Origin of the sequence: Bacillus sp. FSL E2-8900 (assembly GCF_037966225.1) — a bacterium.
GTDB classification, from domain to species: Bacteria; Bacillota; Bacilli; order Bacillales; family Bacillaceae_G; genus Bacillus_A; species Bacillus_A cereus.
Map to the genome: position 1 here is coordinate 451,064 of NZ_CP150193.1, position 19,810 is coordinate 470,873.

Sequence of the window (19,810 nt, forward strand, 5' to 3'; positions counted from 1 at the left end):
TTGTTAAACAGTAGGAGATTCGTTTGATACAAAAATATCTTCATGTTTCTTTGTAGTACTTAAAACGAATTTATGTTGTAGCAATTGTAGTTTAAATAACGCCAAAGGATCATGATATGTTTCTGGATTGCTTCTTAGCGTTGCTAATGTTTGCTCGTCTTCCTTTATCTCAAGTTGAGCTGCATCTACATTTTGTTTCAATATGTTAAGTGGATCTTTGAAGAACATCATGATATCACGTTCTAATGCACCTTCAAATACTTCAAATTGAAGGAAGAATTGTTTTGAAATTGTGTGAGCAATTTCTGTATAGTCTTCTGTTTCAATATATTGTTTATATTTGTTGGCGAGCATAGATTGGTTTTTTTGCATATTACCAAATAATTTTCCGGCACTTTTTAAGAAAAACTGTGTCGGTGTAAAGCGTAATAAAATATTGATGTTCGTTACTGTAATTCGATTTGTCATTCGTACAACATCTCGATTCCAATCATCTAATAATTTGAAATCGCAAGGAAGTTTCATACGTTCTTCTTTATATAATTTATTAAACGTTTCACTCATTTCATCTAAATAAGCTTGAGCTTGAATAAATTCATTATGTGCTGTTTCAATCCATTCTTGAATAGACCCAGTAAATTTAGGAAGAAGTACCTGTTGTACATGCTTTTGAACTCGTTCATTCATTGCAGCATTTAATTCTTCATGAACTAATTTGAAATCACTATCTTCTTGAACAAGATCAGAGCAGCTCTGTAATAATTCAGGAATTTGAGAATGTATATCTCGTGTAATTTCTTCTTTCGTTAAAAGATAGGATTCGGTAATAGAGCGAATTTTATCTTTTTCAAGAGCAGTAAGGTTATTAATAAATCCAGTAAGTTTCACTGAGATGTGTTTATTCCAGCGTACGGATTTTACTAATGTATTTTCTAATTCCACACGTTCATTTATGAGATAAGCAATTGTCTTTTGCGTAAACCATATTAGCTTTTCTATACGTTCTTTTTCTATATCGCGTTTTGCAAGATTAGAAAGAATAGATTCTGTTACATCTCCAAGTTGCTGGCTACTCTCTTGCGAAGGAGAGTATGGGAAGAATTGTGCATCTGGAAAATGTACTTTAAGTTTACTAATTAGTTTTTCATTAGTAGTCGTATTATTTGTGTGTGATACGAAGTGAATTTGTAAGTTTGGTACTTGTTCACGTAAATAAATTAACGTATCAATTTCTTGACTATGCAATGGTGAAGAAGAATTTAATACGTATACAAGGCTATCTGCTGCTTGTAAGTATTCAAAGTATGCATTGTTTTTATCCAATTGTGCTTGAATGGATGGTGTAATAAGAAATGTAAACTTATTTTTTCTTAAAAACCTACTTGGTAGCTTAATTTCTATACATTTTTTCTCAAGTTCTGACTGAGCAGATGTAGCCGTTATTTGATGGAATTCATCAAGGTTAGGGATATTTCTTATATCTAAATCGGTAAATTCTGTTATTTCAGTTTGACTAGCGTCTTTAAATAGAATAGGAGTTGTTAAAGTTTCAGTTAAGATGTTCTCTCCTAATATTGAATTAACAAATGATGTTTTATCATGGTCACTAGTTCCAGCTATTAGTATTGGTGTGACATTTAAATCACATAGTTCATGGACGAGTAGCGTAAATTGATGACTTAAATCTACATCATTTTTCTCAGCCCATACAGCGATTGTTTCGAATAAATGAGAAACTGTTTCCATATTTACATCTGCTTCAGCTGATGTATTAGAAAGTAAGGATCCAGCACTTTTTACGAGTAATGATTCTAAAGTTGTAGGTGAGACTTCATTCCATGCTAACACTGCTGCAGAGACAACTAGAGAATCTTTTGCTTTCGTTAAACTGAACCAATTTGTTAATAGATTTGGTACAAGTCCGTTTAATTCATGCATAAAATGATTTCCGGTAATTAATGCAAAGTATGTTTCTTGGTAGCGAGTAGAAATTTCATTCCAATCGTCATTATTGTCTGTTTCAATATGCAAGAATAAATGATTAATACTTTGAATCCAAGGAAGGTATAAGGATTCATGTTGATAGCTATTCCAAAGAGCAATAACAAGTTCTTTAAATTGAGCTTGATCAACAGCATATAGAGCTTTTAAAGACTCATAGAAATATTCAGGCTTAATGTTTTTTGTAAATCCTTTGTTTATGTAAGTTATTAACGTATCAAACCAGTGTAAAGATTGTGTTCGGATACCTTCTTGAACAGCTAGTTCGATAGCGTTGTTCCAATCTTCTTGTTTTTCATAGAAAGAACGTGCAATTGCAGTAATATTTGGGTAATCCGGTTGGAATGCAACAGCTTCACTAATCGTCTTAAAAGCGAGTCCTAAACGATCTTGTTCGATATAAAGAGAAAGAAGTTGTAAGGAAACCTCCATCGTAAGAGTCGTATCTTCCGTTTGAATAGATTGATAAATTTCTTCTGCCTTTGGTAAGAATCCTAGTTCAAAATAAGCATCTGCAATATTTTTTGTCGCCCAAAGTGCAAGAGCATTATTTACTTTTTCCCATTTAAATATAGCTGCTTCAAAATCTTTATTTTGATAATAAAATTCACCTTGAGCAAATCGAATATTAGAAATGTTGGAGAATTCATTTTTAGATTCATTTATATATGCTTCACCGAGTATTTCCGATGCAGGAGTAGAAGTTTCTTCTGTTAAAAATGTTTTATAGTAAACTTTTTGAATAAATTGATTTTCAATGGTCATGTTCGTTCCCCCCTGTATAATTTAGAAAAATGATGTTGTATGTAAAAGGGTGTATGTTCTTTTAATAGGTAGAAGTTGCATTATATAGACCAAACTATGTTTTTGCTAGATATATCATTTTTCTTGAGAGTTAAACCGTTGCGAAAAGTAACTTTCCTTTATTGTAACAAAAAAACACGCATATGAATTTTTATTTTTTATCGGGTTATTTGCGGGCAATAAGAATCTAATCTCAAAATTGATGAATGTAAGTGAGTTATGTGGAGTCGGGATGTCTGTAAAAGCAAGATTGGCATAGGTTAATAATTAGTAGAGGATGAACAAAACTCCCACTGAGTAAAGTTTTACTTTATCTCTGTTAAAGGAAAGAATAGAAGTAGAGTTCATTATAAAAACAATGTATAGTGAATATGTATACCATGTTTGCCTTAAAGATAGAAAGGGTACAATGTGGAATAACGACCGTGCATAGGATGTGTCTTCCGAATGGAACAACATATTGGCGAGTTAATCGCGCATTATGGCTATTTTGGAATTGTTATAGCTTTGGCTGGTGGGATTGTCGGATTACCGATACCAGACGAGTTTTTATTGACCTTTGTTGGTTATAATGTTTCAAAAGGAGTTATGTCAGGAACTGCTGCTTTTTTAAGTGGGATGGCTGGTGCGATGTTAGGGATCACGTTAAGCTACATATTAGGTTTAAAACTTGGGCTCCCTGTTTTAAAGAAATATGGGCCGAAAATTAGAATTAAAGAACATCACATTGAAAAAACACATATTTTATTTGAAAAATATGGGCCATTTCTTTTAATGATTGGTTATTTTATACCGGGCGTACGTCATTTAACAGCATATTTTGCTGGGGTATCAAATTTGACACTTTGGCGTTTTTGTTTGTACGCTTACGGTGGTGCGCTCATTTGGATAAGTGTTTTTATTGGGCTTGGCTGGAAGTTAGGCGAGAAGTGGCGCTTCGTTGAGTATAGTTTACATCATTATGGAATATGGATTTTATTAATTTCAGCAGTTGTTACATGTGTTGTATGGTTGTACATAAAGAAAAAGAAAAACCGCTAATAGCGGTTTTTTTAGCTGAAAGCAATAAATAATACACCAGCTGTAATAAAGACTACACCAACGCCGGTCATAAAGTTTAACTTTTCACCGAGGATAATCATAGCGAGAATGATAGAAAATACGACGCTTAATTTATCGACAGGAGCTACTTGTGAAACCTTTCCTGTTTTGAGGGCAAGAAAATAAAATAGCCATGAAGAAGCACCTGCAATCCCACTTAATGTGATAAATAGCAGTGCTTTTTTATTTAGCAGTACGTCGCCGATATTTTGAATTTTACCTTGTATGATAATAACGCCTATCATAAATAATGCCATAATAATAGATCGAATTGTTGTTGCAACGTTTGCATCGATGCCGTCTAAACCAAACTTTCCAAAAATCGATACAAGGGCAGCAGCAATTGCTGATAATAGTGCAAATAAGAGCCACGAACTCATAGTAAAATTCCTCCAATCTTACAGTATTATACATGAAAATGATTCTCATGTATAAAGTTGAAGCAATTGAGCTTTATAGGAAGCACGACTTCAACTTAACTTCTTGCTCCACCTGAATTTTAAGGTGGGAGTTTTACTGCCTGTAAATAGTGGGCTAAATAGCGAAATAATCCCCACCTTATATTTTTAATAAGGTGGGGATTATTATACTACTCTGCAATTTCCTCATATAAAAAGTACGTTACATTATAAATATGTTCTACTTCATCGTCTGTCATAAACAGTAATTCGTCACGCTCAATCCCTTTTTTCTTTTCAATAAACTCAATCATGTTTTTGCGTTCTTCTCTCTTCATCAATTTTATTTCTCCTCTCAATCTGTTTTAATACAGTTTATTTAAGTTAATGCTATTATATAACAGAATCTTTAGAAAGTTCCACCTATTTTATTGTTTTTTTAAAAGAACTTTTCGACAAAACAAGCCCACCTAAGGGGGGCTTGTTTTATTTTATAGTCGTAAAAACTCAGGCTCCGTCGTACCGGCACCATCGATGTAATAAATTGTGTCGGGGTTGATTTTTAACAATACGTAATTAGGGTCTTCAGGGCCGAGTAACCAACGTTTTAAGCTATTATTCCAAAACTTGTTTTTTAATGTCGAGTCTTCCTCAATTGAAGCCAATCCTTCAACTTCAATATAATCTTCATCTAATTTTTTCCCTTCTCGTCCGAGTAGTACATGGACATTAGGATTTTGTTCAATATCTGTTATCTTTTTTGATTGTCGATCTGTTGCAACATACAGTACAAAATCTTCATGGAAAAACATCATAAAGGCGCTATGAGGTTTCTCATTTCGTACTGTAGATAATACACCAGTACGTTGACCTTGAATAATAGTTGCGATTTTTTCTTTTAAGTGCATAATTTTAACCCCTTTTCACAATTTATAATTCTGTCTGTTTAAACAAGATAATTTAAATATCTTTCATACTGTTTTCTTCAATCCGATTTTTTAAACGTAATTGTGATGAAATCGGACAAGTTAGGAGAAGAATAATAATAATATTGAGGAGAAATACATACGATGGAAGGATGAAAAGCATGTTTAATAAAATATTTCTTATAGTAGCGCTTATAGGTGTACCACTATCTGTACTTGGAAAAACACTTCATTGGCCAGAAACAATTATGTTCGCTGTGTATTGTATTACGATTATCGCATTAGCTGGTTTTATGGGTAGAGCAACAGAGAGTCTAGCAATTGTTTCTGGTCCTAGAATAGGTGGATTATTAAATGCTACTTTCGGTAATGCTGTTGAACTTATCATTTCAATTTTTGCACTTCAAGCAGGGTTAATTGAAGTGGTGTTAGCTTCTTTAACGGGTTCTGTACTTGGAAATTTATTATTAGTAGGAGGGTTATCTTTCTTTGTTGGAGGTCTTAAATACAAAAGACAAAGTTTTAATGTATATGATGCAAGGCATAATTCAGCTTTATTAATATTTGCTGTTGTTGTGGCCTTTGTTATTCCAGAGATCTTTTCAATGAAGATGGACGCTGGCAAGACGTATCAATTAAGTATAGGTGTTTCTATTATTATGATTATCATGTACCTTGCTGCATTACTATTTAAGTTAGTTACGCACCGTGGTGTATATCAACATAAAAGTGACGAAGTAGCGCATGAAGAAGAGCCAGAGTGGTCAAAAGGGAAGGCGCTCCTTATTTTAGCGATAGCAACACTGGCAGTAGCTTATGTGTCAGAGGCACTCGTACATACTTTTGAAACTGTTGCAAAGTCATTTGGTTGGTCAGAGTTATTTATAGGGGTTATTATCGTTGCAATTGTTGGGAATGCAGCGGAACATGCGTCTGCAATTATTATGGCTTATAAAAATAAAGTAAATATTGCAGTCGAAATTGCAATAGGCTCTACATTACAAATCGCCATGTTTGTTGCTCCTGTATTAGTATTGCTATCTATGTTCTTCGCGCAAAGGATGCCTTTAGTATTTACCATACCAGAACTTGTGTCTATGATTACAGCCGTTTTCTTAACGATTGCGATTTCCAATGATGGAGATACAAACTGGTTTGAAGGTGGCACTTTACTAGCGGCGTATGTCATTATGGGAATTGGTTTTTATTTATTATGAAAAATAGGCATAACAATTGCGCTCAGAGAAAACAATAAACGAAGTAGTATATATACCTACATAGGAAGGAGCCAGACAGGTGAAACGAGTATACAGCATATGTCTTTCAACTATGGTCTCGTTTATTTTATTATTTCCTAACATGAGTTTTGCAAAGACAACAGTAGGAACAAAAATGCCTTCATCTGTTTTAAATATTTCAAAAGACAATACATTTCCAAATGATGCGCAAGATTTGCCACGTTTACAACCAAGTAAATTTGCTCAAGAGCTATTGAAAACGGCTAATATTAAAATTGAAAATCCAGACTTAATTCGGATGTTTAATGAAACGACAATTTCAAATGCTCCGCTTGCAGTAGGGTATCGGGCAAAAATTTATTTAGGTCAATGGGCTTTACATTATGAATCAGTAGACACATCGATTAATTGGGAATATAAACAAGTGAATCGAAATGTGTATGATAATCGCGGAGGAGACCGTTTGTATCCACTTCGCTATAAGCAAGAAACACAAAAGACGGTTGAAGGCGATTTAACAGCAGATATGAAAGATGCTGCAGATGTGAAAAAAATGATGCTTCTCAAAGCGCTTGAAAAAGTACAATTGCCCCTTTCGTTTAAAACAACTATTGGTTATGGTACTGGACATGAGCGTGTGTATAATATTAGTCCGAGTCAACTTGGATATTTATACGCTTATACACCAGCAGTAAATGAAAAGGGAAAAGTAACATTTGGAGAAGTGTATCTTGTATTAAAGGGAAATCAAAAAAGACTTGTTGTGAAAAATATTACTTCTCAAGGAATTGGAGCGGCAATTCCAATTCATGATCATTTGTTTTTTAAATTTATTTCTTCTTCTCACTCGCAATAACAAAAAAAACGTCAGCTTATAAGCTGACGTTTTTTTTATAATGTAATGTTTGCTGTTTTTGATAAGAAATCTTCTGTCGGATAGTAGCTGTTTTTTACAAGAACATTTGGTCCAAGACATTTTACTGCAGGACAGTGACAGCTTAATGATTTTGCTGTTTTTGAAGCGCTCCATTTTTCATACGCTTCTTGTAATGTGTTTGTTTGTATGTTTCCTAGAAGTGGAACATCACCAAAATCAGTAACGATAATATTACCATCAAAAATATTTACATTTAAGCGTGAACGACCATCTGGATCGTTACGAACAGTTACATTTTTGCTCTCTTGCAATTTTTTAAATGTAGCTATGTCTTTTTCGTCATCGCTACAAGCATAGAAAGGTAAAGTTCCAAATAGCATCCATACATTTTCATCGCGAATTTCTAGTAAATGTTCAATCGCATCACGAATTTCAGCTTTTGTTAAAATCTCTAGATTACTCGCGAAGTCACTTGGATACATTGGATGAACTTCATGACGTTTACAGCCCATCTCTTCGACGATTTGGCGGTGAATATGTTCAATATGTGGTAGAGTTCTTTTGTTTAGCATTGTTTCGGCCGATACAAGTACACCTGCATCTGATAGAGCCTTACTATTTGTAATCATTCTTTCGAATAATTTTGCACGTTGTTCGTAAGTAGGCTTACGCTCCATCATTGCAAATCCGCCTTCAACGAAGTCATCAATTGTTCCCCAGTTATGAGAGATATGCAATACGTCTAAATAAGGAATAATCTGTTCGTAACGTGCTAAATCTATAGTTAAGTTAGAGTTGATTTGAGTGCGAACGCCTCGTTCATGGGCATATTTTAAGAGTGGTGTTACATAGTTGTCGACGGATTTTTTTGAAAGCATAGGTTCGCCGCCAGTAATACTTAAAGAACGTAAATGAGGAATCTCATCTAATCGTTTTAATAAAAGATCCATCGGAAGCGGATTTGGGTCTTTCGGCTGTAACGTGTAACCAACAGCGCAATGCTCACAGCGCATGTTGCATAACGTCGTCGTTGTAAATTCAACATTTGTTAATAGTAGTTTGCCGTACTCTTCAAGGTCCATATACGCTTCCCATGGATCGTAAGAAGGAGTAATCGGCTTCATTTTTTGTGATATCGTCATATGAAATACTCCTTTGACTATTGAAATAACAATTTGTCCATTCTCTATAATAGAAGAATATGTGCTTTTTATAAAGTGAAACTTTTTAGCATGGAAAGAGAGAGGGCTTACATTATAGTGGATGACTGTGACAAAATTGATGAAATTTCATGCCCATAGCAATCGTTTTTGCGGTATAATAAAAGCAACTCGAATTAAAAGGAGAGTGCCTTCATGGGAAAAGCAATTCAAGATAAAGATACACAATTAGTATATTTAAAAGAACGTTTAAATATGTTCATTGAAGTAATTGATACAATTGAACCTGAAGAAGTAGAATTAGAAGATGTAGATCGTCTTCTTGCAATGTTAGATGAATTAGAATTAAAATGTGAGCAATTTAAAAAAGACGAATAATATATTAAAAAGGCTACCAATTCCAATTTGGTAGCCTTTTTCTGTTCGGGTAATAGAAGGACGATAGAAAAAGAGGTATAATCAAGTTGTGAAAAATTTCATTTATGCTCTAATAGCGTGAAACAAATAAATAGCTAAAGAGCATAACAATTGAATTTTCAGCTCATAACGTTTTGGTAGCGTTCACAATTGAGGGGGAAGTAACAATGGAAAAGCTTCAAGAAAGCATGTATCAACTAATTGTTGAAACGTCAACGAACTTACCGAAAGATGTTCGTCGTGCGATTCAACAAGCGAAAGAGCGAGAAAATGCAGGGACTCGTTCTGCGATGGCACTTGGCACAATTACAAATAATATTAAAATGGCTGATGATAACATCTCGCCGATTTGCCAAGATACAGGGATGCCAACGTTTAAAATTTATACACCAGTTGGTGTGAATCAATTAAAGTTGAAGGAAGCTATCTATAATGCGCTTGAGCGGGCGACAAAAGATGGTAAACTTCGTCCCAATTCTGTTGATTCTCTTTTTGGAGATAATAGTGGAAATAATTTAGGACCAGGTACACCGGTGATTAAGTTTGAACAATGGGAAAAAGATTATATTGATGCACGTTTAATCCTAAAAGGTGGTGGCTGTGAGAATAAAAATATTCAATATAGCTTACCATGTGAACTAGAAGGACTTGGACGAGCTGGCCGTGATTTAGAAGGGATTCGTAAATGCCTTCTTCATGCAGTATATCAAGCACAAGGGCAAGGATGTAGCGCTGGTGTAATTGGTGTTGGTATCGGGGGAGACCGCACATCAGGTTATGAATTAGCAAAAAATCAATTATTCCGTACATTAGATGATGTCAATCCAGTACCAGAGTTACAACATCTTGAAGAGTACGTATTAGAAAATGCGAATAAGCTGGGCATTGGTACGATGGGATTTGGCGGAGAAACAACTTTACTTGGTTGTAAAATTGGCGTCTATAATCGTTTGCCAGCTAGTTTCTATGTATCTGTTGCGTATAATTGCTGGGCATATCGTCGCCTTGGTGTGAAAATCCATCCTGAAACAGGAGACATTATGGATTGGCTATATCAAGAAGGTGAAGATACACTTCAGCATGAAGTACAAGAAAAAACAGAGCAACGTGAGATTGTATTACAAGCACCAATTACAGAAGAGCAAATTCGTGAACTTCGCGTTGGTGATGTTGTAACAATTAATGGCATGATGTATACAGGTCGTGACGCAATCCATAAGCATTTAATGGATAATGATTGTCCAGTAGATTTAAATGGACAAATTATTTACCATTGTGGTCCAGTTGTTGTGAAAGATGAAAATGACAATTGGCAAATTAAAGCGGCAGGTCCAACGACAAGTATTCGTGAAGAACCGTACCAAGGCGATATTATGAAGAAATTCGGTATTCGCGCTGTCATTGGAAAAGGCGGTATGGGTGCGAAAACATTAGCGGCTTTAGAAGAACACGGCGGTGTATATTTAAACGCAATCGGTGGTGCAGCGCAATATTATGCTGAATGTATTAAAGAAGTGAAAGATGTTGATTTCTTACAATTTGGTATTCCAGAAGCAATGTGGCATTTACGTATCGACGGGTTTAAAGCAGTTGTAACGATGGACTCTCATGGTAATAGCTTACATGCAGATGTTGATAAAACATCACTTGAAAAATTAGCTAGCTTTAAAGAGCCAGTATTTAAGTAAATAAAAAATGCATCTCGAATGATTCGAGATGCATTTTTTTGGTATATATAGAAAAACATGTTCAGCATGAAAGAATGCGTAGCAACAGAAACTACAAGTACGATTATATATGGAAAGGAGACTATTTATGAAATATAAATGGTTATATATCGGTCTCATTTTTTCAATTATGATGGCACTTGTTCCAGTTTCAGCACTGGCTTATACAAATACTCCACATAACTGGGGAATCCCGCGTCCTAAAAATGAAACAGTACCAGATGCAGGAAAGTTATATACAGATTTATTACAAAAAAATGGCGGGTTTTATTTAGGAGATACGAAGAAAAAAGATATTTATTTAACATTTGATAATGGATATGAGAATGGATACACAGGGAAAATATTAGATGTATTAAAAGAGAAAAAAGTACCAGCAACTTTCTTTGTAACGGGGCATTACATTAAAACGCAAAAAGATTTATTGTTAAGAATGAAGGATGAAGGACATATTATTGGAAACCATTCTTGGAGTCATCCTGATTTTACAGCGGTAAATGATGAGAAACTTCGTGAAGAATTAACGAGTGTAACGGAAGAAATTAAAAAAGTAACTGGGCAAAAAGAAGTGAAATATGTACGTCCTCCGCGCGGTGTATTTAGTGAAAGAACGTTAGCTCTTACGAAAGAAATGGGCTATTATAATGTATTTTGGTCACTTGCATTTTTGGATTGGAAAGTGGATCAGCAAAGAGGATGGCAATATGCGCATAATAATGTAATGACGATGATTCATCCAGGATCTATTTTATTACTTCATGCAATATCAAAAGATAATGCAGAAGCACTTGCGAAAATCATTGATGATTTGCGCGAGAAAGGGTATCATTTTAAAAGTCTAGATGACTTAGTAAAAGGCAATCAACCGTAAGCATGTATGCTTACGGTTTTCTCATGCTATAATGATGTGTAAAAAGGATGGGGAAACGTATGTGGAGCGAACATGTTACGTTAGAGTATCCGTATCATTTTGAAGAAGTATTAAAACGTTTATCTTTTGATCCTCTTAACGTCATTCAATTAGATGAGAAAGTTATTTATATCCCGCTTTGTATAGACGAGGAACAGTTTGTTGTTCGCTTACAAGGGATTGGTACTGTTCAAAATCCACAGTTTTGGATTTCTAGTCAGACAGGAGATCCAGAGAAAGTCATGAAACGAATGAGGGCCATTTTTCATTGGAATGAACCGTTTCAAGATATACAAAATCATTTTTTAAACACATCATTACGTCCACTATTTGAAACATATGCTTATACTCCAATTATTTTAGAATTTGATTATTTTGCTTGTCTGCTTCGCTGTATCATTCACCAACAAATAAATTTGAAATTTGCTACTGTGTTAACAGAACAATTTGTGAAACGGTATGGAACAGAGAAGAACGGTGTATTCTTTTTCCCCACTCCGGAAATAGTAGCAAATATTTCAATAGAAGAATTGAGAGAGCAGAAGTTTAGTCAGCGAAAGGCTGAATATATAGTAGGATTAGGTCGAAGTATTGTCAGGGGTACATTAAATTTAGCGAGTATAGAAAATGGGGCGGAAGAAGACATTTCAGCACAATTGTTGCCAATTAGGGGAATTGGTGCATGGACAGTGCAAAACTTTTTAATGTTTGGGCTTGGACGGAAAAATATGTTCCCGAAAGCGGACATTGGGATTCAGCGTGCAGTGCAAGGTATATTTCAATTAGATGATAAACCTGATGATGCATTTTTAGAAAAAGTGAAACAAGAGTGTGAACCATACTGCAGTTATGCAGCGTTATATTTATGGAAAAGTATAGAGTAGAGGTGTAATAATGATACAAAAGCAACATGAGAGTAAGTTGGAAGTTGGTCAAACGTTTCCTGTGACAATTAAACGTCTTGGGATTAACGGAGAAGGCGTTGGTTATTTTAAGAGACAAGTTGTTTTTATTCCAGGGGCATTACCAGGAGAAGAAGTTGTTGCAGAAACAACGAAAATTCAGCGTGGCTTCGCTGAAGCGAAAGTGAAAAAAGTTCGTAAAGCTTCACCGCATCGTGTGAAAGCACCGTGTCCAGTATATGAGGAGTGTGGTGGTTGTCAGCTGCAACATTTAGATTATAAAGAACAATTGAATCAAAAGCGTGATATCGTTGTACAAGCATTTGAGAAGTACATGAAAAATAGTATGGAAGAGAAAATTCGCCCAACGCTTGGCATGGAAAATCCATGGCATTATCGTAATAAGAGTCAATTACAAGTGGGGCGTAAAGACGAAAAGGTTATTACAGGGCTATATAAACAAAACTCACATCAGTTAATTGATATCGCTCACTGTATGATTCAACATAAAGCAACGAATGAAGCGACAAAAGTTGTAAGACGTATTTTAGAAAAATTAAATGTTTCTATTTACAATGAGAAAAAACAAAAAGGTTTAGTACGCACAATTGTAACACGTACTGCAGTTCAAACAGGGGAAGTACAAGTTACACTTATTACAACAAAAGAAGAATTACCAAATAAAGAACAATTTATTGCAGAAGTACAAAAACAGATGCCAGCGGTTAAATCAATTATGCAAAATGTAAACTGGCGTAAAACATCTGTTATTTTTGGCGACAAAACATTTAAATTAGCTGGAAAAGAAGTCATTCAAGAAACACTTGGCGATTTATCATTTGAATTATCAGCACGTGCATTCTTCCAGTTGAATCCAGAGCAAACAGTTGTTTTGTATAATGAAGCGAAAAAAGCAGCTGCGTTAACAGGAAACGAGAAGATTGTGGATGCGTACTGTGGTGTTGGTACAATCGGTCTTTGGCTTGCAAATGATGCAGCGGAAGTACGTGGTATGGATGTAATTCCAGAAGCAATTGCAGATGCAAGAAAAAATGCAAAGCGTCACGGATTTACAAATACGAAATATGAAGCAGGTAAAGCTGAACAATGGTTACCGAAATGGGTAAAAGAAGGATGGCGTCCAGATGTAATTGTTGTCGACCCACCACGTACAGGTTGCGATGATAAATTACTGGAAACAATTTTAAAAGTGAAGCCGAAACAAGTTGTGTACGTGTCTTGTAATCCTTCTTCATTAGCACGTGATGTACAAGCATTAATGAAGAGCTATGAAGTGGAGTATGTGCAACCAGTTGATATGTTCCCGCATACTGCGCATGTTGAGAATGTAGTGAAGCTTGTTAGAAAGTAAAGTTTATTAATATTCCCTCATGGTATGAGGGAATATTTTCTATGAAGGAGAATATTATGCATAATTATAAATTAACGATTCAGTACGACGGTGCACGTTTTAAAGGATGGCAACGTCTCGGTAATAACGATAATACAATTCAAGGAAAAATCGAAAGTGTCATATCTGAAATGGTCGGAAAAGAAATTGAAATTATCGGTTGTAGTAGAACAGACGCTGGTGTACATGCTTTGAATCAAGTTGCTAACTTTCAAAGTGATGAGAAGTTAGTGGAACATAAAGTGAAAAAATATTTAAATCAATATTTACCTAACGATATTAGCATTACGAATGTGGAAGAAGTACATGATCGTTTCCATGCTCGTTACAATTCTAAAGCAAAAACATATCTGTATAAAATTTGGAATGAAGAGCATACAAATCCATTTATGCGTAAATACAGCATGCATGTGAATAAAAAATTAAATGTGAAAAGCATGAAAGCAGCTGCAAAACATTTAGTTGGTTCACATGACTTTACTGCTTTTTCAAATGCGAAATCAAAGAAAAAATCCATGGTTCGAGAAGTATATACACTTGATGTGATGGAAGAGGCAGGGTTTGTACAAATTAGAGTAAGTGGTAACGGCTTCCTTCATAATATGGTAAGAAAAATTGTCGGGGCATTAATTGAAGTTGGATTAGGACAATTAGATGTTGAAGCAATTCCAAACATTTTAGAGGAAAAGCAGCGCAATCAAATTAATTGTCTTGCTGAGGCAAGTGGGTTGTATTTAGAGAATGTTGAGTTTTAATGGCAAATAAAAAAATCGGGCTAAGTAGCTCGATTTTTTTAGTATTAAGAAGATTTTTCGTTTTTTATACGTATCTTCAAATTCCAAAAAGCAGCAAGCATAATAGCTGCAAAGGAGCCAAAAATTGTTCCTAATAGCTTTGCATAAGGAGAGCTGCTTACATCGGCATTAATGAATAACATCATACAGAGCATGGCAGGGAAAAAGTATAAGTATTGTAATAACTTTAATTTTTTATCATTACTCATATATATAGCCCCTTTCTAGCATGTTATATGTTTATTGTAACATATTTTACCAATTTATTTTTACACTTGGAGACATGTTTATTTCATATGTGTAAATGCAGTTTTTTAATTCGATATTGTAAGTTTTGCCTACTTAATCCTAAAAATTTTGCAGCTTGTGAGATGTTGCCATGATTCTCTTTAAGAATTTGGTTAATGTAGTTCTTTTCCATTTTTTCTATTGTGTGTTTTAAAGTTTTAGGTGCATCAGTATTGTGAGTAGTTAGTGCATGTTGCATATTGAATTCTGTTTTTATTCGTTCGCGAAAGCGAGTAGGAAGATGAAACGCTGTAATGATGGTTTCATCTTCTATCAAGTTCATGGAACCTTCAATTATATGTTCCAACTCCCGTACGTTTCCAGGCCAATCGTATGCATAGAAAAATTCTCTTACATTTACATCTACATCGGTTACGTTGAGCCCGAATTGAGTATTATATTTTTCAATAAAGTGCTGAACAAGAGCTGGAATATCTTCTTTTCTTTCACGTAAAGGCGGAAGACATAAAGTAACGACGCTTAATCGGTAATATAAGTCTTCTCTTAATCGATTATGTGCGATGGCTTCAAAGGGATCTTCATTGATAGTTGCTATAATGCGAACATCAATTTCTTTTTCGTGTGTACCTCCGATTCTTCGTATTGTTTTTTCTTGTATAGCCCGCAGCAACTTAGCTTGAAGTATTGGGCTTAATGAATTGATTTCATCTAATAACAAAGTTCCTCCGTTTGCTTCTTCGAATAAGCCTGATTTATCTATTGCTCCTGTAAAGGCACCTCGATTTGTGCCAAATAGTAGGCTTTCCATTAAGGTATCAGGTATAGCGGCACAGTTTTGTGAAATAAAGGGTTTTGTTGAACGCTGACTTTCATTATGGATGCTTTGTGCAAATAGTTCTTTACCAGTGCCTGTTTCTCCTACTAGAAGTATGGAGGAAGATGTACGAATTACTCTTTTTCCTTCTGTAATGATTGATTGAATGGCTTCAGAATCACCAATTATGTGATCAAAGGTAAATTTAGTGCTTTGTTTTCGAGAAGGACCTATTTTTATCGTTTGCTTTAAGTTACTAATTTCTTTTGATATTTCAATAGCGCCTTTAATTTTTCCATTTTCTATTATAGGGAAAGTATCGTTAATCGTTGTAATTTCTTGTCCTTTATTGTTAAAATACGTTTGTTTTATATTTTTCTTTGTTTTTCCAAATTTTAATGCCTCTATAAGAGTACTATTTTTATTTTCCTCAAATGCGAATACTTCTAAAGGACTTTTATATAGCACATCTGAGCGCTCCATTGATTCAATTTCCATCATTTTGCGGTTATAGATAATCGTCTTACTTTCCTCATTAATAATATGAATTCCGATGTCGAGTTCATTGAGTAAAGTTTCATATAGCATATTCATTTCAATGATCTGTTTTAAATTAATTTCTTCTGTACGCATAGATTATCTTCTCCTCATTCCACCCTATGAAGACTGACTTTTTATAATTTTATTAAAATTCTTATAAAATCGCAAAAATTTTTTGCTATTTTCCTTTTAAAATCTCTGAAATGATAGAAAAATTTTGCGGTTATGAAGTTTTTTTTTTGAGAAACCTTCATTTTAAATAGGAATTGGAGATTGGTACGCATTTTGCATAAATAATAATTGATATATCTAAAGGAGGGATATGCAACGTTTCAGTACCAACTAATAAGAAGGAGGAGTGTATAAAGTGAAGACGGTTATAGAATGCGTGTATAGTCCTTGTTACGGGAAAGTAGAGAAGTTATTTGTTACGGAAAGTTCTTACGTATATGAGTGGGAGAAATTAGCATTAATTGAAACAATAGATAAACAGAAAGTAGAAATTAAGATAGGGATCAGTGGTTATATTGAATCATTAGAAGTAGTAGAAGGACAAGCTATTGCTGATCAAAAGTTATTAATAACAGTAAGGGATGACCTTTTAGTAACAGGCAGTGATTAATGTAAGTGACGTGTATTTTTGCTCTTTTAAATCATTATTTTTACGGTGAATAATTTTAAAAACGCTTACATTAAATGGGTTTACAAAGTGAAAAGGGGGGATTTATATGATGAATCAAAATCAAGGATTAAAAAGAGAATTGAAAAGCAGGCACATATTTATGATTGCACTTGGAGGCGTTATTGGTACCGGTCTTTTTTTAGGATCTGGGTATACAATTCATGAAGCTGGGCCTGGAGGAGCGATTGTAGCATATCTTGTTGGAGGATTTGTTATGTATTTAACGATGCTCTGTCTTGGAGAGTTAGCTGTTGCAATGCCTGACGCAGGATCTTATCAAACGTATGCTACGAAGCATATTTCCCCTGCAGCGGGTTATGTAGTTGGATGGATGTCATGGTTAAACTGGTCAGCTACGATAGGGATTGAACTAATTGCAGTTAGTATTTTAATGAAGCGATGGTTTCCAGATGTACCTTCATGGATTTGGTGCGTAGTGTTTGCGTTACTCCTCTTTGCTATTAATGCGTTATCTTCAAGAAGTTTTGCGGAAGTTGAATTTTGGTTTGCAAGTATTAAAGTAATTACGATCATTGCATTTATTATTTTGGGCGGGGCAGCAATGTTTGGTTTTCTAGATATGAAAGGAAATGAGCCAGCACCGATGTTCTCTAGTTTTACTGATTATGGTGGATTGTTCCCAAATGGATTATCAGCTATTTTAATTACGATGATTGCAGTTAATTTTTCTTTCCAAGGAACGGAACTAGTCGGTATTGCAGCAGGTGAGAGTGAAAATCCAGAGAAAACAATCCCGAAGGCAATTAACAATACAGTTTGGCGTATACTTGTTTTCTTTGTACTATCTATTTTTATTCTTGCTGGACTATTCCCTTGGCAACAAGCAGGAGTAATAGAAAGTCCATTTGTAGTTGTATTTGATAAAATTGGTATTCCTTATGCAGCAGATATTATAAATTTTGTTATCATTACAGCGGTTCTATCCGTTGCGAATTCAGGATTATATGCAACTTCTCGTATGCTATGGTCTATGTCTAATCAAGGAATGATTAGTCCGATTTTTGGTAAGTTATCTAAAAACGGTGTTCCTATTTATGCATTGATTGTAAGTACAATTGTAGGTTGCCTTTCATTACTATCAGGTATTTATGCGGAAGATACAGTTTATTTATGGCTACTTTCTATTGCTGGGTTCGGGGCGATATTAGTTTGGGCATCTATTGCTCTATCTAACTTATTAGCTAGGAGGTCATACATAAAGCAGGGCGGGGATGTGAAAGAATTGAAATTTAAAACACCTCTGTATCCATTCGTACCACTGCTTGCACTAGTATTAAATGTAACAGTAATTATTGGTATGGCCTTTATTCCAGAGCAAAGAATGGCATTGTATTGCGGAATTCCATTTATGATTGTTTGTTTACTGTTTTACCGTGCGACAAGAAATAAGGCACGTAAAGTAGAACATATTGAAAAGACAAATACGACGGAAGTAGAGAGCTTCTAATATGAATTAATTTGGAGACTGTAAGATTTGTAAACAGTCTCTTTTTTTGTGAAAATAAAGTTGGAAACATACTACGTATGTAAAGGGGAATTAGCGATGAATAAAAAAGTTTCACAGCTATTAGAGCAGATTGATTTACGAAAAGATGAGTTACTAGAGCTTACAAAGAATTTAATTCGTTTTGAAACACCAGCACCGCCGGCGAGAAATACAAATGAGGCACAACAATTTGTTGCAGAGTTTCTAAGAGAACAAAATTTTAGTGTTGATAAATGGGATGTATATCCTAATGATCCGAACGTTGTTGGTGTGAAAAAAGGGGCAAAAAGTGACTCATATAAAAGTCTTATTATTAATGGACATATGGATGTAGCTGAAGTATCGGCAGATGAGGCGTGGGAAACAAATCCGTTTGAGCCATTTATAAAAGATGGTTGGTTAGTTGGACGTGGTGCAGCTGATATGAAAGGGGGACTAGCTGGAGCGCTATTTGCTATTCAGCTATTACAAGAAGCTGGTATTGAATTACCTGGAGATTTAATCTTTCAATCCGTAATTGGAGAAGAAGTTGGAGAAGCTGGTACACTTCAATGCTGCAAAAGAGGTTATGATGCTGATTTTGCAGTCGTAGTGGATACGAGTAATTTACATATGCAAGGACAGGGCGGCGTAATTACTGGCTGGATTACTGTGAAAAGCCCTCAAACGTTTCATGATGCAATGCGTAGGCAAATGATTCATGCTGGAGGACGTTTATTTGGAGCGAGTGCAATTGAAAAAATGATGAAAATTGTGCAAAGTTTGCAAGAATTAGAGCGTCATTGGGCAGTTATGAAAACATATGAAGGCTATCCGTCTGGAACAACAACAATTAATCCAGCTGTTATTGAGGGTGGAAGACATGCAGCTTTTATTGCGGATGAGTGCCGGTTATGGATAACAGTGCACTTTTATCCGAATGAAACACATGAACAAATAATAAAAGAAATTGAAGAGTATATCGGTAAAGTAGCAGCTGCCGATCCATGGCTAAGTGAAAATCCACCACAATTTAAGTGGGGCGGAGAATCAATGATTGTGGATCGTGGCGAAATTTTCCCTTCTTTAGAAATAGATAGTGAACATACAGCTGTAAAAACGCTTAGCTCAGTACATGAATCAATTCTTTCTAAAAACGCAATTTTAGATATGTCTGCAACGGTAACGGATGGTGGTTGGTTTAGTGAATTTCATATTCCGGCTGTTATTTACGGACCAGGCACATTAGAGGAAGCTCATTCAATAAATGAGAAAGTAGAAGTAGAGCAGTTAATTGAATTTACAAAAGTAATAACAGCATTTATATATGAATGGTGTCATATGAAAAAATAGATTAGTATGTTGAAATCGTA

At 34.9% G+C, this 19,810-nt stretch carries 19 protein-coding genes; 12 read left to right on the plus strand and 7 right to left on the minus strand.

What is annotated here, in order from left to right:
* Positions 1-3: 3 nt before the first annotated feature.
* The gene (locus NST90_RS02315) at positions 4-2,766 is read right to left on the minus strand and encodes a GTP-binding protein (RefSeq protein ID WP_046392328.1); all 2,763 of its coding nucleotides are present in this window, start codon (positions 2,764-2,766) and stop codon (positions 4-6) included.
* 486 nt (positions 2,767-3,252) lie between these two features.
* Here NST90_RS02315 and NST90_RS02320 point away from each other — a divergent pair, with 486 nt between their 5' ends.
* Complete coding sequence (locus NST90_RS02320; RefSeq protein WP_000434878.1) at positions 3,253-3,846, plus strand: DedA family protein; 594 nt, start codon at positions 3,253-3,255, stop codon at positions 3,844-3,846.
* An 11-nt stretch (positions 3,847-3,857) separates the two neighbouring features.
* On the opposite strand, the gene NST90_RS02325 is transcribed toward NST90_RS02320, so the two are convergent.
* From NST90_RS02325 to NST90_RS02335, 3 genes are all read right to left on the minus strand, one after another.
* Entirely contained in the window at positions 3,858-4,286 is a 429-nt protein-coding gene (locus tag NST90_RS02325) for an EamA family transporter (RefSeq protein ID WP_046392329.1), read from the minus strand.
* A gap of 209 nt (positions 4,287-4,495) precedes the next feature.
* Positions 4,496-4,642, minus strand: coding sequence for a BH0509 family protein (locus NST90_RS02330; RefSeq protein ID WP_000817786.1), 147 nt, complete (start codon positions 4,640-4,642; stop codon positions 4,496-4,498).
* Between the two features lie 153 nt (positions 4,643-4,795).
* A complete protein-coding gene (locus tag NST90_RS02335) occupies positions 4,796-5,212 on the minus strand; it encodes a pyridoxamine 5'-phosphate oxidase family protein (protein ID WP_046392330.1) in 417 nt (138 codons plus the stop codon).
* A 179-nt stretch (positions 5,213-5,391) separates the two neighbouring features.
* Between NST90_RS02335 and cax the strand changes: the two genes are divergently transcribed.
* Both cax and NST90_RS02345 read left to right on the plus strand, forming a co-directional pair.
* On the plus strand, positions 5,392-6,447 hold the full coding sequence (gene cax, locus NST90_RS02340) for a calcium/proton exchanger (RefSeq protein ID WP_000482133.1): 1,056 nt from the start codon (positions 5,392-5,394) through the stop codon (positions 6,445-6,447).
* A 79-nt stretch (positions 6,448-6,526) separates the two neighbouring features.
* Positions 6,527-7,324, plus strand: coding sequence for a YfkD famly protein (locus tag NST90_RS02345; RefSeq protein WP_002083605.1), 798 nt, complete (start codon positions 6,527-6,529; stop codon positions 7,322-7,324).
* A gap of 35 nt (positions 7,325-7,359) precedes the next feature.
* On the opposite strand, the gene yfkAB is transcribed toward NST90_RS02345, so the two are convergent.
* Positions 7,360-8,487, minus strand: a complete 1,128-nt coding sequence (gene yfkAB / locus NST90_RS02350) for a radical SAM/CxCxxxxC motif protein YfkAB (RefSeq protein WP_016125372.1) — start codon at positions 8,485-8,487, stop codon at positions 7,360-7,362.
* A 213-nt stretch (positions 8,488-8,700) separates the two neighbouring features.
* Here yfkAB and NST90_RS02355 point away from each other — a divergent pair, with 213 nt between their 5' ends.
* The 6 genes from NST90_RS02355 to truA all read left to right on the plus strand — a co-directional run bounded on the left by NST90_RS02355 (position 8,701) and on the right by truA (position 14,627).
* The gene (locus NST90_RS02355; RefSeq protein WP_000513558.1) at positions 8,701-8,883 is read left to right on the plus strand and encodes an SE1561 family protein; all 183 of its coding nucleotides are present in this window, start codon (positions 8,701-8,703) and stop codon (positions 8,881-8,883) included.
* 206 nt (positions 8,884-9,089) lie between these two features.
* Positions 9,090-10,610, plus strand: a complete 1,521-nt coding sequence (gene fumA / locus NST90_RS02360) for a class I fumarate hydratase (protein WP_000413523.1) — start codon at positions 9,090-9,092, stop codon at positions 10,608-10,610.
* Between the two features lie 127 nt (positions 10,611-10,737).
* The gene (gene pdaA, locus NST90_RS02365; protein ID WP_000875956.1) at positions 10,738-11,520 is read left to right on the plus strand and encodes a delta-lactam-biosynthetic de-N-acetylase; all 783 of its coding nucleotides are present in this window, start codon (positions 10,738-10,740) and stop codon (positions 11,518-11,520) included.
* A 59-nt stretch (positions 11,521-11,579) separates the two neighbouring features.
* Complete coding sequence (locus NST90_RS02370; RefSeq protein WP_046392331.1) at positions 11,580-12,443, plus strand: DNA-3-methyladenine glycosylase; 864 nt, start codon at positions 11,580-11,582, stop codon at positions 12,441-12,443.
* Positions 12,444-12,453: 10 nt separating this feature from the next.
* Entirely contained in the window at positions 12,454-13,833 is a 1,380-nt protein-coding gene (gene rlmD, locus NST90_RS02375) for a 23S rRNA (uracil(1939)-C(5))-methyltransferase RlmD (RefSeq protein WP_000615206.1), read from the plus strand.
* A gap of 56 nt (positions 13,834-13,889) precedes the next feature.
* On the plus strand, positions 13,890-14,627 hold the full coding sequence (gene truA, locus NST90_RS02380; RefSeq protein ID WP_000553119.1) for a tRNA pseudouridine(38-40) synthase TruA: 738 nt from the start codon (positions 13,890-13,892) through the stop codon (positions 14,625-14,627).
* Between the two features lie 44 nt (positions 14,628-14,671).
* Here the strand turns inward: truA and NST90_RS02385 are convergent, their stop codons facing one another.
* Together NST90_RS02385 and NST90_RS02390 are read right to left on the minus strand one after the other, a co-directional pair.
* Positions 14,672-14,875, minus strand: a complete 204-nt coding sequence (locus tag NST90_RS02385) for a hypothetical protein (RefSeq protein WP_000063860.1) — start codon at positions 14,873-14,875, stop codon at positions 14,672-14,674.
* Positions 14,876-14,958: 83 nt separating this feature from the next.
* Entirely contained in the window at positions 14,959-16,362 is a 1,404-nt protein-coding gene (locus NST90_RS02390; RefSeq protein WP_001258445.1) for a sigma 54-interacting transcriptional regulator, read from the minus strand.
* 274 nt (positions 16,363-16,636) lie between these two features.
* Between NST90_RS02390 and NST90_RS02395 the strand changes: the two genes are divergently transcribed.
* The 3 genes from NST90_RS02395 (at position 16,637) to NST90_RS02405 (ending at position 19,790) form a co-directional block, all read left to right on the plus strand.
* Entirely contained in the window at positions 16,637-16,891 is a 255-nt protein-coding gene (locus NST90_RS02395; protein ID WP_000859480.1) for a biotin/lipoyl-containing protein, read from the plus strand.
* Between the two features lie 106 nt (positions 16,892-16,997).
* Entirely contained in the window at positions 16,998-18,419 is a 1,422-nt protein-coding gene (locus NST90_RS02400; RefSeq protein WP_000981860.1) for an amino acid permease, read from the plus strand.
* A 48-nt stretch (positions 18,420-18,467) separates the two neighbouring features.
* Complete coding sequence (locus NST90_RS02405; protein WP_116269191.1) at positions 18,468-19,790, plus strand: acetylornithine deacetylase; 1,323 nt, start codon at positions 18,468-18,470, stop codon at positions 19,788-19,790.
* Positions 19,791-19,810: the final 20 nt, after the last annotated feature.

Excerpts from the sequence above, each read along its gene's own strand:
- NST90_RS02315 (WP_046392328.1), bottom strand. The coding sequence starts at position 2,766 with ATGACCATTGAAAATCAATTTATTCAAAAAGTTTACTATAAAACATTT.
- NST90_RS02320 (WP_000434878.1), top strand. The coding sequence starts at position 3,253 with ATGGAACAACATATTGGCGAGTTAATCGCGCATTATGGCTATTTTGGA.
- NST90_RS02325 (WP_046392329.1), bottom strand. The coding sequence starts at position 4,286 with ATGAGTTCGTGGCTCTTATTTGCACTATTATCAGCAATTGCTGCTGCC.
- NST90_RS02330 (WP_000817786.1), bottom strand. The coding sequence starts at position 4,642 with ATGAAGAGAGAAGAACGCAAAAACATGATTGAGTTTATTGAAAAGAAA.
- NST90_RS02335 (WP_046392330.1), bottom strand. The coding sequence starts at position 5,212 with ATGCACTTAAAAGAAAAAATCGCAACTATTATTCAAGGTCAACGTACT.
- cax (WP_000482133.1), top strand. The coding sequence starts at position 5,392 with ATGTTTAATAAAATATTTCTTATAGTAGCGCTTATAGGTGTACCACTA.
- yfkAB (WP_016125372.1), bottom strand. The coding sequence starts at position 8,487 with ATGACGATATCACAAAAAATGAAGCCGATTACTCCTTCTTACGATCCA.
- NST90_RS02355 (WP_000513558.1), top strand. The coding sequence starts at position 8,701 with ATGGGAAAAGCAATTCAAGATAAAGATACACAATTAGTATATTTAAAA.
- fumA (WP_000413523.1), top strand. The coding sequence starts at position 9,090 with ATGGAAAAGCTTCAAGAAAGCATGTATCAACTAATTGTTGAAACGTCA.
- pdaA (WP_000875956.1), top strand. The coding sequence starts at position 10,738 with ATGAAATATAAATGGTTATATATCGGTCTCATTTTTTCAATTATGATG.
- NST90_RS02370 (WP_046392331.1), top strand. The coding sequence starts at position 11,580 with ATGTGGAGCGAACATGTTACGTTAGAGTATCCGTATCATTTTGAAGAA.
- rlmD (WP_000615206.1), top strand. The coding sequence starts at position 12,454 with ATGATACAAAAGCAACATGAGAGTAAGTTGGAAGTTGGTCAAACGTTT.
- truA (WP_000553119.1), top strand. The coding sequence starts at position 13,890 with ATGCATAATTATAAATTAACGATTCAGTACGACGGTGCACGTTTTAAA.
- NST90_RS02385 (WP_000063860.1), bottom strand. The coding sequence starts at position 14,875 with ATGAGTAATGATAAAAAATTAAAGTTATTACAATACTTATACTTTTTC.
- NST90_RS02390 (WP_001258445.1), bottom strand. The coding sequence starts at position 16,362 with ATGCGTACAGAAGAAATTAATTTAAAACAGATCATTGAAATGAATATG.
- NST90_RS02400 (WP_000981860.1), top strand. The coding sequence starts at position 16,998 with ATGATGAATCAAAATCAAGGATTAAAAAGAGAATTGAAAAGCAGGCAC.